General features: G+C 59.0%; 8 protein-coding genes. 7 read left to right on the forward strand and 1 reads right to left on the reverse strand.

Annotated elements, in window-relative coordinates; genetic code table 11:
* Window positions 1-7: 7 nt before the first annotated feature.
* Complete coding sequence (gene gltB / locus AB5Y50_RS01120) at window positions 8-4,465, reverse strand: glutamate synthase large subunit (protein ID WP_171865009.1); 4,458 nt, start codon at window positions 4,463-4,465, stop codon at window positions 8-10.
* Window positions 4,466-5,078: 613 nt separating this feature from the next.
* Between gltB and AB5Y50_RS01125 the strand changes: the two genes are divergently transcribed.
* The 7 genes from AB5Y50_RS01125 to AB5Y50_RS01155 form a co-directional block, all read left to right on the forward strand.
* Window positions 5,079-6,023: a TIGR01212 family radical SAM protein gene (locus tag AB5Y50_RS01125; RefSeq protein ID WP_368162386.1), complete on the forward strand. Its 945-nt coding sequence runs from the start codon at window positions 5,079-5,081 to the stop codon at window positions 6,021-6,023.
* Window positions 6,024-6,394: 371 nt separating this feature from the next.
* Complete coding sequence (locus AB5Y50_RS01130) at window positions 6,395-8,539, forward strand: type I secretion system permease/ATPase (protein ID WP_039040368.1); 2,145 nt, start codon at window positions 6,395-6,397, stop codon at window positions 8,537-8,539.
* The gene (locus tag AB5Y50_RS01135) at window positions 8,532-9,947 is read left to right on the forward strand and encodes an HlyD family type I secretion periplasmic adaptor subunit (RefSeq protein WP_010675165.1); all 1,416 of its coding nucleotides are present in this window, start codon (window positions 8,532-8,534) and stop codon (window positions 9,945-9,947) included. The genes AB5Y50_RS01130 and AB5Y50_RS01135 overlap by 8 nt, the downstream gene beginning before the upstream one ends.
* A gap of 35 nt (window positions 9,948-9,982) precedes the next feature.
* On the forward strand, window positions 9,983-11,314 hold the full coding sequence (locus AB5Y50_RS01140; RefSeq protein WP_010675164.1) for a TolC family outer membrane protein: 1,332 nt from the start codon (window positions 9,983-9,985) through the stop codon (window positions 11,312-11,314).
* 99 nt (window positions 11,315-11,413) lie between these two features.
* Complete coding sequence (locus AB5Y50_RS01145; protein ID WP_368162387.1) at window positions 11,414-12,172, forward strand: transglutaminase-like cysteine peptidase; 759 nt, start codon at window positions 11,414-11,416, stop codon at window positions 12,170-12,172.
* Window positions 12,173-12,175: 3 nt separating this feature from the next.
* Complete coding sequence (locus AB5Y50_RS01150; protein ID WP_257709943.1) at window positions 12,176-14,101, forward strand: EAL domain-containing protein; 1,926 nt, start codon at window positions 12,176-12,178, stop codon at window positions 14,099-14,101.
* Between the two features lie 267 nt (window positions 14,102-14,368).
* The coding region (locus tag AB5Y50_RS01155) for a retention module-containing protein (protein WP_368162388.1) at window positions 14,369-16,410 on the forward strand (2,042 nt) is incomplete at its 3' end.

Consider the following 16,410-nt stretch of genomic DNA (forward strand, 5'->3'; position numbering starts at 1 on the left):
TCCCTCCTTATTGCGCCTGGATTCTGAGTTCTGCACTGGAACGGCTGGTGTGGCCAAGCAGCGATTTGACGTCGCTGGACTTGGGTTTGATCAGCCTGAACTTGGGCACATAGGAGTCGAAGTTGGCCAGGATCTCCTCGGCACGCGAGCTGCCTGTCTCGTTGAGGTGCGCCGTGATGATACCGCGCAGGTGCTCCTGGTGGATGGCCAGATCCGCCACCTCCAGCAGTTCGACCAGCTCGGGGTTGGTGCGCTTGGCAAAGTTGCCGCACTCGTCGAGCACGTAGGCGAAACCGCCTGTCATGCCCGCCGCGAAGTTGACACCGGTCTTGCCGAGCACGGTGACGATGCCGCCTGTCATGTATTCACAGCCGTTGTCGCCAATCCCCTCGACCACCGCCAAGGCCCCTGAGTTGCGCACCGCGAACCGCTCGCCTGCGGTCCCTGCGGCATAGAGCTTGCCGCCGGTGGCGCCATAGAGGCAGGTGTTGCCGATGATGGCCGCCTCGTGGGATTTGAACGCCACGCCGACGTGGGGTTTGATCACCAGCTTGCCGCCGGTCATCCCCTTGCCCACGTAGTCGTTGGCATCCCCGGTGAGGATCATCTCAAGGCCACCGGCGTTCCAGACGCCGAAGCTCTGGCCGGCGGTGCCGTTGAAGTGCACCTTGACCGGATCGGCCGCCATACCCTGGTTGCCGTGGCGCTTGACGATTTCGCCGGACAGACGTGCACCCACGGAGCGGTCGGTGTTGCGGATGTCGTAGCGGAACTCGCCGCCACTCATGTTTTCCACCGCGTCCAGCAGGTCTTCCACCATCTTGAGGTTCAAGGGCCCCTTGTCGAAGGTGGGGTTGTGCTGCTGGCTGAACAGACTGGAGCCTGCCGGTGCAACCGGGGCCGCCAGGATGCCGGACAAGTCCAGCTTGGCCTGACGGGCGGTGAGGCCGGGCAGGGCTTCCAGCAGGTCGGTACGACCGATGAGGTCGGTGAGCTGGGTGACGCCAAGCTCAGCCATCAGCTCGCGGGTCTCCTCGGCGATGAACTTGAAGTAGTTCATCACCATCTCCGGCAGGCCGGTGAAGTGTTCGCGGCGCAGCTTCTCATCCTGGGTGGCGACGCCGGTGGCGCAGTTGTTCAGGTGGCAGATACGCAGGTATTTGCAACCGAGCGCCACCATGGGGCCGGTACCGAAGCCGAAGCTCTCGGCGCCGAGGATGGCCGCCTTGATGATGTCGAGACCGGTCTTGAGACCGCCATCCACCTGCAGGCGCACCTTGTGGCGCAGGCCGTTGGCCACCAGCGCCTGCTGGGTTTCGGCCAGGCCCAGCTCCCAGGGGGAGCCAGCGTATTTGACCGAGGTGAGCGGGCTGGCGCCAGTGCCGCCGTCGTAGCCGGAGACGGTGATGAAGTCCGCATAGGCCTTGGCCACGCCGCAGGCGATGGTACCGACGCCAGGTTCGGACACCAGTTTCACCGACACCAGGCAGTTCGGGTTGATCTGCTTGATGTCGAAGATGAGCTGGGCCAGATCCTCGATGGAGTAGATGTCGTGGTGCGGCGGCGGGGAGATCAGGGTCACGCCGGGCACCGAGTAGCGCAGTTGGGCGATTTGCGCGGTGACCTTGTCACCGGGCAGCTGGCCCCCTTCGCCGGGCTTGGCGCCCTGGGCGACTTTTATCTGCACCACGTCCGCGTTCATCAGGTAGTGCGGGGTGACGCCAAAGCGACCGGAAGCCACCTGTTTGATGCGAGAGTTCTTCTCGGTACCGAAGCGTTTGGGATCCTCGCCACCTTCACCGGAGTTGCTCTGACCGCCGAGGCGGTTCATGGCGATGGCCAGGGCCTCGTGGGCTTCAGGGCCGAGGGCGCCGATGGACATGGCCGCGGAGTCGAAGCGGGGGAACAGCCTGGCGGCTGGCTCCACCTGATCCAGCGCCACCGGGGTGGTGCCCTGTTTGAGCGACAGCAGATCCCGCAGGGTGGCGACCGGCCGCTCGTTCACCAGACGGGCATACTCCTTGTAATCGGCGTAGTTGCCGGAGCGCACCGCCACTTGCAGGGTCTGCACCACGTCCGGGTTGTAGGTGTGGTACTCGCCACCGTGGACGAATTTCAAGAGGCCGCCCTGGGTCAGCGGCTTGCGGCCGAGCCAGGCCAGACGGGACAGATTGATCTGATCCTGCTGGATGTCGGCAAAGTCGGCACCCTGGATGCGGCTCGATACGCCGCGGAAGCAGAGCTCGACAACAGCCTTGGAGAGGCCCACCGCCTCAAACAGCTGGGAGCAGCGGTAGCTTGCCACCGTGCTGATGCCCATCTTGGACATCACCTTGTAGAGGCCCTTGTTGATGCCGTTGCGGTAGTTGAGCATGGCCTGGCGCAGGCTCATCTTGAGCACGCCTTCCTCTACCTGCTTGGCGAGGGTCTCGTAGGCGAGGTAGGGGTAGATGGCGGTGGCGCCAAAGCCCAGCAGCACGGCGAAGTGGTGCGGGTCGCGCACGCTCGCGGTCTCCACCAGGATATTGGCGTCGCAGCGCAGGTTGTTGTCCACCAGGGTACGCTGCACCGCACCCACCGCCATGGCGGCCGGGATGGGCAGGGTATCCGGGCTGATGTCCCGGTCTGACAGGACCAGCAGCACCGCGCCGCTGCGGGCCGCTTCAGCTGCCTCGTGGCAGAGGCGCTCGAGGGCAGCCTGCAGCCCCTCTTCGGGCTGGTAGTTGAGGCTCAGCACCGCATGGCGGTAGTGCTCACCTTCCAGGGCCAGCAACTGATGGAAGTCGGAGTAGAGCAGGATCGGCGACTGGAACAGCACCCGGTGGGCGTGACCGAAGGTCTCGTTGAACACGTTTTGCTCGCGGCCGATACAGGTGGCCAGGGACATGACGTGATTTTCCCGCAGGGGATCGATGGGCGGGTTGGTCACCTGGGCGAACATCTGGCGGAAGTAGTCGTACAGGGTACGCTGGCTGGAGGAGAGCACCGCCATCGGGGTGTCATCCCCCATGGAGCCCACTGCCTCCTGGCCATTCTCGCCGAGCACGCGGATCACCTGATCCAGCTCTTCAAAGGAGTAGCCGAACAGCTTCTGGTAAGTCTTGAGCCGGTCATCCGGGAATTCCCGCGACCCCGTGCTGGCATCGTCCATCTGCTCGAAGGGCACCAAGCGCTTGCAGTGCTTGTCCATCCACTGCTTGTAGGTGTGACGGCTCTTGAGATCGTCATCAATTTCGAAGCTGGTCCAGATCTTGCCGTTGCTGGTATCGACCACGAACAGCTCCCCCGGGCCGACACGGCCCTTCTCCAGCACTTCGTCCGGGGTGTAGTCCCAGGTGCCCACTTCGGAGGCCAGCGTGATGAACTTGTCCTTGGTGATGACGTAACGTGCCGGACGCAGACCGTTTCTGTCGAGTGCGCAGGTGGCGTAGCGACCGTCGGTCATGACGATGCCGGCCGGGCCGTCCCAGGGCTCCATGTGCATGGAGTTGAAGTCGTAGAAGGCGCGCAGGTCGTCATCCATGTTCGGGTGCTTCTGCCACGCAGGCGGGATCAGCAGGCGCATGGCACGGAACAGGTCCATGCCGCCGGCCAGGAAGAGATCCAGCATGTTGTCGAGGCTGGAGGAATCCGACCCCGTGGTGTTGACGAAGGGGGCGGCCTCTTGCAGATCCGGGATCAGCGGGGTGGCGAACTTGTAGCTGCGCGCCTTGGCCCACTGGCGGTTGCCGGCAATGGTGTTGATCTCGCCGTTGTGGGCGAGGTAGCGGAACGGCTGTGCCAGCGGCCAGCGTGGGCTGGTGTTGGTGGAGAAACGCTGGTGGAACACGCAGATGGCGGCCTGCATGCGGATGTCGGCCAGATCCAGATAGAAGCGCGGCAAATCCACCGGCATGCACAGTCCCTTGTAGACGGTGACCAGGTTGGAAAGGCTGACCACATAGAAGTAGTCGTCGCTGATGCGCTTCTCGATGCGGCGGCGCACGATATAGAGGCGGCGCTCGAGATCCTTGTCGACCCAGCCCGGAGGCGCGTTGACAAAGACCTGTTCAATACTGGGCAGGGACGCCTTGGCGATGGAACCGAGTACGTTGGTATCGATGGGCACCTTGCGCCAGCCGACCAGACTCAGGGTCTCTCTTTCCAGCTCCTCGTCGATGATGTCGCGCGTGGCCTGGGCCAGGATGGGGTCCGGGTTGAGGAACAGCATGCCGACCGCGTAGTTGCGGCCCAGGTGCCATCCCTTCTCTTCGGCGACAGCTCTGAAGAAGCTGTCGGGTTTTTGCAGCAACAGGCCGCAGCCGTCGCCGGTCTTGCCATCGGCGGAGATACCGCCGCGGTGCTGCATGCGAGCCAAGGCTGACATCGCGAGACGGACAAGCTTGTGGCTGGCTTCCCCTTCCATGTGGGCCAACAGGCCGAAGCCACAGTTATCCCTCTCCAGCTTTGGATCATATAGTGACATTGCATTTCTCCCTTGCTCGGCCTTCCATCGCACTGTCATCAACAGACTGCATAAATTGCGATTGGCTCTTGTGGTTCCGTCCGCCTGAGGTGGCGAATCTCCAAACTAATGGGATTTTCGGGCAAGGTCAATTGGACATCCCGCTTGTTTGCAATGTTACATCGCCATAACAAAATGTGGGTTTTTGAGACTCAATCAGCATTTTTGTGTATTTATAACTGCTTTTTATTTATTTGTTGGATTTATATTCTGGTTATGGACGGTTTAGTGGTTGACTGCATGGTGGCGGGAAACTGTAGTAATTTTACAAAGTCATCTCTGGTGTGCTTGGCGGGGATCACATTTCAGGATCCTGCGTCTTGCATTTGTCCATAAGCAGACTAAACAGGATTTTTTCAGTAGTTACAGCCGGTTATGGGCGAGAGGTTATGACACTTTTCTCCAGGTGGCAGGAGTGACAGGTTGTCAAAAGTGACCGTGAATGCTGACTGTTGGGTATTTATCGCATCTAACGTGAATATTTATATGATTTTTGGGTAGAGAGCGGGATTGATCCAGCGCAGCCTGCCCGCCGGGCTGCGTCGCTAGAATGACACCTCATTTCGGAGGTGTCATGCAGTTACACGAACTCATCAATACATTTGGCCAGGATCTCAAGCAGCGCCACGGCCAGAAGATCCACAAGCTCTCCATCCACGGGGCCTTTACCTGCCCCAACCGGGACGGCACCCTGGGCCGGGGTGGCTGCACTTTCTGCAATGTCTCCTCCTTTGCCGACGAGTCGGCCCAGCAACTCTCCGTGGTGCAGCAACTGCTGGCACGCCGGGACGAGGTGACCCGGGCCAGGCGCTATCTGGCCTACTTTCAGGCCTATACCAGCACCTATGCCGAAGTGGAGTACCTTCAGCGCATGTATGAAGAAGCCTTGTCGGTGAGCGACATGGTGGGGCTCTGCGTCGGAACTCGCCCTGATTGTGTACCCGATGCGGTGCTGGATCTGCTGGCAGGTTATCAGGCCAGAGGTTATGAGGTGTGGCTGGAGCTCGGGCTGCAGAGCGCCAACGACAAGACGTTGCAACGCATCAATCGGGGCCACGGCTATGCCGCTTATGCCGATGCCGTTGCCCGAGCCCATCTGCGGGGCATCAAGGTGTGTGCCCACCTCATCGTCGGCCTGCCCGGCGAGGCGCCGATGAACAGCCTGGAAACCCTGCACCGTATCGTGGAGACCGGCGTCGAGGGGATCAAGCTTCACCCACTGCATGTGGTGGAGGGGAGCACTCTTGGCAAGGCGTGGCAGGCGGGACGGCTGGATGTGTTGACGATGGAGCAGTATGTGGCGGCGGCGGTCGCCATGATCCAGTACACGCCTCCCGAGGTGGTCTATCACAGGGTCTCGGCGTCGGCGCGCCGCCCGACCCTGCTGGCCCCCGCCTGGTGCGAGAATCGCTGGAGCGCCATGACCGCCATTGCCGCGGCGCTGGCACGCTCAGGCCCTCAGGGACACTGCCTGGGACGCCCTTTTTCTCTCCCTTCCACAGGCGAGTGCCAACTCTAATTTCGTCAAAAAAAACAGTGGGTTATTAGATGAAATTCAGTCTTTGGAGTATAGTTTCGTTCAAGTCACCTTGATAAGATGGTCGGCTTGAAAAAAGATATAGTTATCAATAACTCTTTGCAGTTTGTATACCGGGCGGGCTTTCTTCATACCGGGTGGCATATTTCTTGGCAACATCAGGTGCCCGGCATGTCCCCTCCGTTTCCGGCATGAAAATCTGTGAGGGAGGCGAGACATGCAGTGTCCCGGCTCTGTGCGCTAATCGGGTTGTGGGTCTGGGTGGCGAGGTCTGTTCTGTTTTTCCGGATCGCCGCCGGGCTTTGGATATTCGGCCCCGAGACAACCTTCTGAATCATGTTTGATGGGATGCTATGCAAGCAGAAACCAGCCATATAGATGAACTGTTGGAGTGCCTGGTCTTTTTGACCCGCTTTTACGGGGTGCCCAACAGTCAGGATGCTCTCACCACCGGCTTGCCACTGGTCTCCGGGCGTCTCAGCACGGCGCTCTTCAGTCGTGCCGCCGAGCGGGGCGGTCTCTCTGCCCGCGAAGTGATCCAGCCCCTTGAACAGATCTCCTCCCTGCTGCTGCCCTGCGTCTTGCAGACGCGCAATGGCGGCGCCTGCATCTTGCTTGAATGGAATGAAGAACGGACCCAGGCGAGGGTCATCTTTCCCCAGGCCGGAGACGCGGCCCAATGGGTCAGTCTTGCCCAGCTTGGTGACGAGTACAATGGTCGTCTGTTCTACGTCAAGCGGCAGTTCAAGTTTGATGAGCGCTCGCCCAAAGTGCTGGAGACCCGTGATGGTCACTGGTTCTGGAGCACCTTGTTCGAGTCCCGCGGTATCTATCGGGATGTGCTGGTGGCCTCGATCCTTATCAACCTGTTTGCCATCGCCAGCCCCCTGTTCACCATGAACGTCTATGACAAGATTGTGCCCAACCTGGCATTCGACTCCCTCTGGGTGCTGGCGGTTGGAGCCATGGTGGTGTTCACCTTCGACTTCGTGATGCGCCAGCTGCGCAGCTACTTCATCGATATTGCAGGCAAGAAATCCGACGTGCTCTTGTCGGCCAAAATCTTTGCCAAGGTGATGGGCATGAAGATGGAGTCCAGGCCTGCGTCGACCGGTGCCTTTGCCAAGCACTTGCAGGAGTTTGAATCGGTGCGCGAGTTTTTCACGTCGGCCACCGTCTCCACCCTGATCGATCTGCCGTTTGCCATCTTCTTCCTCTTCATCATCTGGATTTTCGCCGGTGTGATGGTGGTGGTGCCCATCATCGCCATCCTGATCCTGGTGGCCTACAGCTTCTACATTCAGGCACCGCTGAAGCAATCCATCGAGGAGGGCTCCCGACTCGCCTCCCAGAAGAACGCCAATCTGATCGAAAGCATCTCGGGCCTTGAGACCGTGAAGATTTTCGGGGCCGAGAGTATGTTCCAGCACCGCTGGGAGCAGGCGGTGTCCCATATCTCGACCTGGGGCGTGCAGACCCGGCGCATCACCAACTCCATGTCTTCTCTGGCGAGCTACATCCAGCAGGTGGTGACAGTGGGACTGGTGATCGTCGGTGTTTACCAGATCTCGGAAGGGTTGGTGACCATGGGGGGCATGATAGCGGCCGTGATGCTGTCGAGCCGGGCCATCGCCCCCATGGTGCAGCTCTCGGTACTCTCCACCCGCTACAACCAGGCCAAGTCGGCGCTCGAGATCCTGGAGAAGATCATGATGACGCCGGGTGAGCAGGAGGAGGGCAGGCAGTACATCCACCATCCGGTCATCCAGGGGCGCATCGAGTTTGAAAATGTCTCCTTCAAGTATCCGGGCATGGAGAGCAGTACCCTGCACAACATCAACCTGCGCATCGAGCCGGGTGAGAAGGTGGCCATCATCGGACGCATCGGTGCGGGTAAAACCACGCTGGAGAAATTGCTGATGGGCCTCTATCGCCCGACTGACGGCCTGGTGCGTCTGGACGGCTTTGAGCTGGACCAACTGCCGCCGACCATCATTCGCCGCAACATCGGCTGTGTGCCGCAAGATGTGACCCTCTTCTTTGGTTCCGTGCGGGACAACATCATGCTGGGTAATCCCCTGGTGGACGATGCCCGTGTCTTGCGCGCCGCCAAGCGGGCCGGGGTCACCAACTTTACCAACCGGGATCCCAACGGTCTCGACAGACAGATAGGTGAAGGGGGACGTCAGCTCTCCGGTGGCCAGCGTCAGTCCATCCTGCTGGCTCGCGCCTTGCTCAACGATCCCCCCATTCTGGTGATGGACGAGCCGACCTCCAACATGGACAACCAGTCAGAGATGCACGTGAAGCAGGAGCTGGCACGGCTCGGCCCCGAAACCACCCTTATCCTCATCACTCACAAGACCTCCATGCTGGATGTCGCTTCCCGGGTCATCGTCGTGGAGCAGGGGAAGATAGTGGCGGACGGTCCCAAAGAGGTGGTGTTGCAGCAATTGAAGGAAGGCAAGGTGCGGGTGCAGGAGACGGCGAATGGCTAACCACTGGTTCAAGAAAACGCCCTCAGATACGGTCTTGCCTGCACCCGAGCATCTCGAGTACGTGGATGACGGCGCCGCCGCCGTGCTGCTGACGACACCCACCCGTGCCAGAGTCCTGCTGTGGGCCTGCTTCCTGTTTTTTGTCAGCGCCATCGTCTGGGCAGCCTGGGCAGAGCTGGATGAAGTGACCGTCGGCCAGGGCAAGGTGATACCGTCGCGCCAATTGCAGGTGATCCAGAACCTGGAAGGGGGGATCGTCAAGGAGATCTTCGTCAAGGAGGGGGACATCGTCGAGAAGGGACAGCCACTGCTGCGCATCGACGATACCCGCTTCAAGTCGGATTTTCGCGAACGGGAGCAGGAGCTGGTCACCCTCAAGGGGGATATCGCCCGCCTGCGCGCCGAAATTCGCAGCGTGGTGGTCAAGAACGAGCCCAATCTGGGCTGGCGCGAACAGGTAGCCATCGACAAACAAGCCATCGAGTTCCCCGAAGGGTACGAGAATGTATTTGCCGAATATGCCGCCCGTGAAAGATCGGTGCAGGAGGCGCGGTTAAACAACCTCAAGAACCAGCTCTACATCTTGGGACAGCAGATCGAGCAGAAAGAGCAGGAGACCATAGAGCTCAATGCCAAGATCCGGACCGTGGGCCGCAGCGTTGATCTGGCTCGTCAGGAGCTGAACATCAGCCGTCCTCTCGCAAAAGAGGGTATAGTTCCTCAAGTGGAGCTAATTAAACTGGAGCGGCAGGTCAACGAAATGCAAGGGGAGCTGGAGGCGAACCGCCTGCTGGTGCCCAAGCTCAACTCGGTACTGCGGGAGACCATCTCGAAGCGAAATGATATCGCCCTGAAATTCCGGGCGGACTCCCAGACCGAGCTAAACGAACGTCAAGGCAAGTTGAGCCAGTTGTCGGAGGGTCAGGTCGGCCTCAGGGACAGAGTCGATCGTACCAGTGTGATCGCGCCTCTCAAGGGGACCATCAAAAAGCTGAAGATTAATACGCTGGGTGGGGTCGTTCAGCCGGGCATGGACCTGATGGAGATAGTGCCGCTGGAAGACACCCTGCTGGTTGAAGCCAAGGTGTCGCCAAAGGACATCGCGTTCCTCAGACCCGGACTGGAGGCCGTGGTCAAGATAACTGCCTATGATTTCACTATTTATGGAGGTTTACATGGCAAGGTTGAACAGATAAGTGCCGACTCAATCCAGGATGAGGAGGGTAATTCCTTCTATCTGGTGCGAGTACGAACCGAGAAGAGTTATCTGGGCGATGAGCTTAACGCACTTCCCATCATCCCCGGTATGTTAGCCAGTGCAGATATTATTACTGGTAAAAAAAGTGTCCTAGACTACTTGCTGAAACCCATCTTGAGGGCTAAGCAGTCGGCACTGAGAGAACGATAAGCCAACAATCTAAAAACAACATGACTGGAGATACCATGAAGAAGACGATTGTTGCCATGCTGGTTAGTGGCACCATACTGTTCCCGGGCCTGAGCCAGGCACAGACGCTGGAACAGTCAGTGGCGCAGTCACTGGCTACCCATCCGAAAATCAAGGAAGCTTTTGATCTCTATCAGGCACGACTGTATCAGCATGATGGAGCCAAGGGCGGCTATTACCCCACCATTGATCTGCGTGGTGGCGTCGGTTACGAGAAGACTGACAGTCCCTCGACCCGTGCCGCAGGTCCCAATTCACAGACGATCGATGACTCCATGACGCGCAAGGAGGCCGGGATCAGCCTTCGCCAGATGCTGTTTGACGGCTTTGATGTCAGCAGCAACGTGGCACGGACCGATGCCGCCGCCCAGGCCCAGCGCCTGGCGATGATCTCCGAGGCGGAGAACACGGCCCTGCGCGTGGCCGAGGTCTATCTCAACATGCTGCGTCAGCAGGAGATCCTGGAGCTGTCCAAGCAGAACCTTGAAACCCACGAGCAGATCCGCAGTGACATCCAGAAACGGACCGACTCCGGTCTTGGGTCGACCGCTGACCAGACCCAGATCGACGGTCGTGTGGCTCGGGCTTACTCCAATCAGGCGGCAGCGGAGAACAACTATCGGGATGCCGAGAGCGAGTTTATCCGTGTCGTCAATGAAGTGCCCAAGGATCTCGTTCAGCCAGTACCGAACACCCAGCTCCTGCCCGCAACACTGGAAGATGCGCTGAAGACGGCAACAGAGGTTCACCCGACCCTGCTGTCATCCCTGCAGGACATCGAAGAGGCGAAGTACCAGCATGAAGGCTCCAAGTCAGGGTTCTACCCGAACGTAGCCTTTGAAGTGGATCAGAACTGGAACGAGGACATCGATGCGGTCAAAGGCCGTAACGACGATCTCACCGCCATGGTCCGGATGCGTTACAACCTGTTCCGCGGTGGGTCCGATCTGGCAGAAAGTAAGGCAACCTCAGCGCTCTATTCCCAGGCCAAAGACATTCACATGAATGCCTTCCGTCAGGTGGAAGAGGGGACCCGCCTCGCCTGGAACGCCAAAGAGTCGCTGGCCAAGCAAAAAGTCTTCCTCAAAGAGCACGTGGACGCCAGCTATGACACCGTACAGGCGTACAAGAAGCAATTCGGCCTGGGCCAACGGACCTTGCTGGACGTGCTGAACACGGAGAACGAACTGTTCGAGGCTCGCCGCAGCTACATCACGGCCGAGTACGACTCCCTGTTGGCGGATTATCGTATCCTCAATGCCACCGGTGGTCTGCTCAATGCCCTGAATGTGCAGCAACCGGCTGAATGGCAGGCCAACAACAACTGATGGCCCTGCCACTGATGTCATATCAGGCAAGGGGAATGGCTGCAGCGTGCTGCAGTCATTCTTTTATGCGTCCGGCGGTCAGGGGATGATGGCGGCGTCATGACACAGAAAGAAGTGGCATCGACAGGCTGGAGCCGACGTGATGGGGATCGAGCTGTCGCAGGTGCACGTGCGCCCTGGCGGGTTCGCCTGCTATGGCTGGCCCTGCTGGCGATCCCCCTGCTGCTCAGCGCCAGCCAGCCTCTCTCACCGGAGGATATGAAACTGGTCAAGCGCGCGGAGGAGACCTATGGCCCCAGGGCCGGAAAACGGGTCACCAGCTGGCGCACTTTGGCAATGCAGAACAAGGCAGCGGGGCTGACGGATCGGCAGAAGCTGGAGAAGGTGAACCAGTTCTTCAACCAGATGCGTTTCATCGATGACATCAAGTTGTGGCACAAGAAGGATTATTGGGCGACACCGCTGGAATTTCTGGGCGCAGCGGGGGGAGATTGTGAAGACTTCAGCATTTCCAAGTATTTTACCTTGCTGGAACTTGGCATCCCTGATGAAAAAATGCGAATGGTATATGTCAAGGCATTGGATTATAACCAGTTTCATATGGTCGTTGCTTACTATGAGACGCCTGCGGCAGTACCCCTGATTCTGGACAATCTTGTCGGATCAATTCGCCCGGCGACCCAACGGGCGGATTTGTTGCCAATTTACAGTTTTAACGGTAGTCACTTGTGGCTGATGAAGGCGCGTGGTCAAGGGGAACTGGCCGGGCAATCATCCCGCTTGGGATTATGGACAGACTTACGCAATCGCATGACATCGGGGCGATTGGCTCGGCCTGCGGTCAATTTGGATGATTAACCTATGACGCTCTACAGACAACTATTGGCAACCATGCTGCTGCTGTTCGGATTGCTGTTTGCCGCCACCTATTGGGTGCAATTCAATTCGACCCGCAACTACCTGGCGCAGCAGCAGGAGACCACCGTCATCAATACGTCCACCGCACTGGGTCTGGCGCTGACCCCCTATCTGGAGAACGGCGACAAGGTCAGTGCCGAATCCGTGATCAAGGCGGTGTTCGACGGGGGTTACTACAAGCTGGTCCGTCTCGATCTGCTGGCCTCCAAGGATGTCATCGAGCTGGAGAACAGCAGCCATATCGAAGGGGTCCCACAGTGGTTCATTGGGCTGGGTCTGTTCCCTGAAGTGGCCAATGAATCGATTTTGACGTCGGGTTGGCTGCAACTGGGCAAGCTGAAGGTCGTCGGCCACCCTGGACAAGCCTACTACGAGCTTTGGAAAGGAATGAGCGAACTGGCCACCTGGTTCCTGGTCGGCTTTCTCGTCACCACTCTCTTGCTGATGCGGGCGCTCAATTATCTGCTCAAACCGCTCAAGCTGATTTGCGATCAGGCGGTTGAAATCGAGCTGCACCATTTCGGCCACGCCATTCCCGAGCCCAAGACCCGCGAGCTGCGGCAAGTGGTACAGGCCATCAATACCCTTTCCAGCAAGCTTGCCGTGCAATTCAAAGAGCAGGCCGACGAGGCTGAGAATCTGCGAGCCCGCGTCTATGTGGATGCCGTCTCCGGGCTTGGCAACCGCTCTTACTTCGTCGGGCAGGTCAATGCCTGGATTGCGGAGGCCGGGCAGGGCGGGGTCATGCTGGTGGCCGTCGACATGCTGGACGATCTCTATCGGGAAGAGGGCTTTGCTGCAAGGGACAACATGGTCAAGTCCATTGCACAGGTGCTCAGGGAACTGCTGGATGGCTGGGATGGCGCGGCGCTGGCCCGGATCTCGGCGACGGAGTATGCCTTGCTCTGCCCCACCGATGATCTCTCTCAGCTCAAGGAGCTGGCGGAGCTCATCAACAGCCGTATCGCCGATCTGGTTGTCAATCCCATGGGAGAAAGCGGTGCGCTGTCCGTCGTCGGCATCGCTGGCCGTGATGGCAATGACGATCTCTCGGCCCTGCTGACGAAGGCGGATAACGCCCTTGGCAAAGCGCGCAATGAGCGGCGCGGTGCCGTCGTGATGGAAGGCGGCAATGAGCAGGGACTAATGGGACGCCTTGCCTGGCGAGACCTGGTGCAGGATGCCATTGCCAGACATCTCTGGCGCTTCAAGGCACAGCCTGCATGCCGCTTCGATGATGGTACCCGCCTGCATGCCGAGTTGTTCGCGGCCATCTCGCGAGATGGAACTGATTACTTCGCAGGGCAGTTCTTGCCTGCGATCGAGCAGTTCAAGATGGGGGCCGAGTTTGACAAGGCGGTGCTGGAAGCCTGCGTCCCCTTGTTCAAGCAGCAACCGGAATTGGTGTTGGCAGTCAATATCACGGCGGGTTCTCTCTGTTCGGATGAGTTCCTGACATGGCTCAGAGGCTATCTGTCGCTGAACGTGGAGCTGAAGGAGCGACTGCTGTTCGAGATCCCGGAAGCGGCCATCATGAAACACAAAGAGTATGTGACTCATCTGGTTGAGCTGTTGCGAGAGCACGGCTTCTTGTGGGGGGTCGATCACTATGGCCGGCACTTCCAGTCCCTCGGCTATCTGGAAGAGCTGACCCCCGCTTATGTCAAGGTGGACCACGGGTATACCAGCCAGGTCATGGAACCAGGCGCCGATACCTCCTTCCTGGCGGCTGTCTGTCGGGCTGCCCACAACGCGGGTGTCACGACCATCGCCACCCGTGTGGAAGATAAACGGCAGGTTGAATTGTTGTCCAGTTTGCATATCGATGGTTATCAGGGGTTCGTTCACCCTGCATTTCCACTGGCATAAGCGGTACAACTCGATAGAAAGGGGCCCATTAAGGGCCCTTTTTTATATCTGTTTAGAATATGTACATCATTTTTACGCGACATATAGGTAATATCACTAAAACTCGCGCTGTTACCTATTTGATTTTTATATGTAAAAAATATTCGTTCGATTCGCTGCATCGGATGAAGTCAAAGAGACTCAACCCTGTACATTTTTGCAACGGAAGCAGGACGGGGGCGTATCTAGAGTGTAGGCATCAAGATCTGTCACCCTGGAGCAATGGATATGCGCACCCAAATCATCGACAAAACCGTGGTCGTCTCTTCCGTAGAAGGCAACGTTCAGATCCTGCTTGCCGATGGCAGCAGTCGCCCTCTCCAGCCTGGCGAGATACTGCAGCCTGGCGCCAGACTCAATATCGCTGATGATGCCAAATTGATGCTGGCGCCCTACGATGACAAACCTGCAGAGGGCAATGGTGTCCCGGCAGGGACAGAGATGCCTCCAGAGGGGCAATCTTCCTCATCGGTTGCCAATCATCAGCAAGGCTCGCCTGAAGTGTCGCCAGAAATTGCGGCGTTGCAACAATCCATCCTGCAAGGGGTTGACCCGACCAAGAACTTCGAAGCCTCTGCTGCCGGTGGGGCACCTGCCGCCGGTGGTGGTGGCGGTATCGGCGGGGTCGCTGGGGCCAGTGGCAATGGTGGTTTTGTTGTCATAGATCGCATCGGAGATGCGACCATAGCCGAGGCCGGATTCGATACCGGCTATGACACGTTGATCGATCAGAATGTGCTGCAGGAAGACGATCTTCTGCCCGAGAATCAGCTCGATGATCAGGATGAGTCCGCTGTTACCCAGGAAGATCAGGCCATCAGTGGCAATGTGCTCGACAACAGCAACAATCCGGATGGTCCCCTTGATACGTCTGTCATTTCCTATAGCTGGGGCAGCAATCAGGGAATTGCTGCCGGCGTTGAGAGCACGCTGGATGGGATTGGTACGCTGATCATCAATGCCGACGGCTCCTATACCTTTACCCCTGCGCTGAACTACACAGGCCCTGTACCTGCGGTCAATTACACCGTAACGGATGGGGATGATACCAACGACTCCACTCTGACCATCACCATCACCCCTGTAGATGAGCCTGTCTCGCTGAATGGATTGCAGGTCGAGGGTGGTGAGCTTGTCCTTGAAGAAGCCGCATTGCCGGATGGCTCAGCCCCCGATGGCGCCGCCTTGGCCAAGAGCAGTACCTTTACATTCAATGCGGCAGATGGAGTACAAAGCCTGACACTGGGAGGTGTGACGCTGATCAGCAATGGCCAGGTCTTGACCACCTTCCCCCAGGGGATCCCCAGTCCTTTGGGAAATCAACTGCTGGTGACCGGCGTCAGCTACAACCCGGTGACAGGGGTTGGCAGCGTGACCTACAGCTACACCCTGAACGATAACGAAACACATAACAAACCTGCAAATGATGGGGCTCTGACGGAGAGCTTCAATGTCGTGTTGACGGACCTCGATGGCGACACGACCAGTGCAGGGCTGGATGTCGTGGTGCTGGATGACGTGCCGACGGCGGTGAGCGACGTCAACCTGACGGTAGCGAGCGAGAACAACCTGGTCCTCAATGGCAACGTCATCACCAACGACGTGCAGGGGGCGGATGGCGCGGCGGTGACCGCGGGCACCCTGAGCGGGACTTACGGCAGCCTGGTGCTCAATGCCAACGGCACCTACACCTACACCCTCAACCCGAGCGACGGTGACTTCAAGGCGCTGACCGGGGGCGGGGTGGGCAGCGAAGTGTTCACCTACACCCTGACGGATACGGACGGAGATGTGAGCACGGCGACCCTGACCCTGACCATCAAGAACGACGATGACGGGGTGACCATCACCAACCTGACGCCCAAGGGCGAGGGCGGGGATGCGAAGGTGTACGAGGACGACCTGCTGGCGACCCGCGGCGCGAATGAGTCGGCGGGGTCGGACAGCAGCAAGGAGTCGACCACGGTGACGGGGGACTTCACCATCAGCGCGCCGGACGGGGTGAAGACCCTGAGCGTGGGTGGCATCAACATCGTGGTGAACGGGGTGGTGGCGGGCTTCCCGCTGAGCGGGGTGACCACGCCGCTGGGCAACACCCTGACCATCACCGGGTACAACCCGGCGACCGGGCTGGTGAGCTACAGCTACACCCTGAACGACAACGAGGCGCACCCGACGGCGAACGGCAACAACAGCCTGTTCGAAGACTTCGCGGTGAGCCTGGTGGACAGCGACGGGGATTCGGCCTCGAACACCCTGAGTGTGCAGAT

Origin of the sequence: Aeromonas sp. s6 (assembly GCF_040907815.1) — a bacterium.
GTDB lineage: Bacteria > Pseudomonadota > Gammaproteobacteria > Enterobacterales > Aeromonadaceae > Aeromonas > Aeromonas caviae.

Bases quoted from the DNA above. Each gene is read 5' to 3' on its own strand.
- AB5Y50_RS01150 (WP_257709943.1), top strand. From the start codon at position 12,176: ATGACGCTCTACAGACAACTATTGGCAACCATGCTGCTGCTGTTCGGA.
- AB5Y50_RS01145 (WP_368162387.1), top strand. From the start codon at position 11,414: ATGACACAGAAAGAAGTGGCATCGACAGGCTGGAGCCGACGTGATGGG.
- AB5Y50_RS01135 (WP_010675165.1), top strand. From the start codon at position 8,532: ATGGCTAACCACTGGTTCAAGAAAACGCCCTCAGATACGGTCTTGCCT.
- AB5Y50_RS01140 (WP_010675164.1), top strand. From the start codon at position 9,983: ATGAAGAAGACGATTGTTGCCATGCTGGTTAGTGGCACCATACTGTTC.
- gltB (WP_171865009.1), bottom strand. From the start codon at position 4,465: ATGTCACTATATGATCCAAAGCTGGAGAGGGATAACTGTGGCTTCGGC.
- AB5Y50_RS01130 (WP_039040368.1), top strand. From the start codon at position 6,395: ATGCAAGCAGAAACCAGCCATATAGATGAACTGTTGGAGTGCCTGGTC.
- AB5Y50_RS01125 (WP_368162386.1), top strand. From the start codon at position 5,079: ATGCAGTTACACGAACTCATCAATACATTTGGCCAGGATCTCAAGCAG.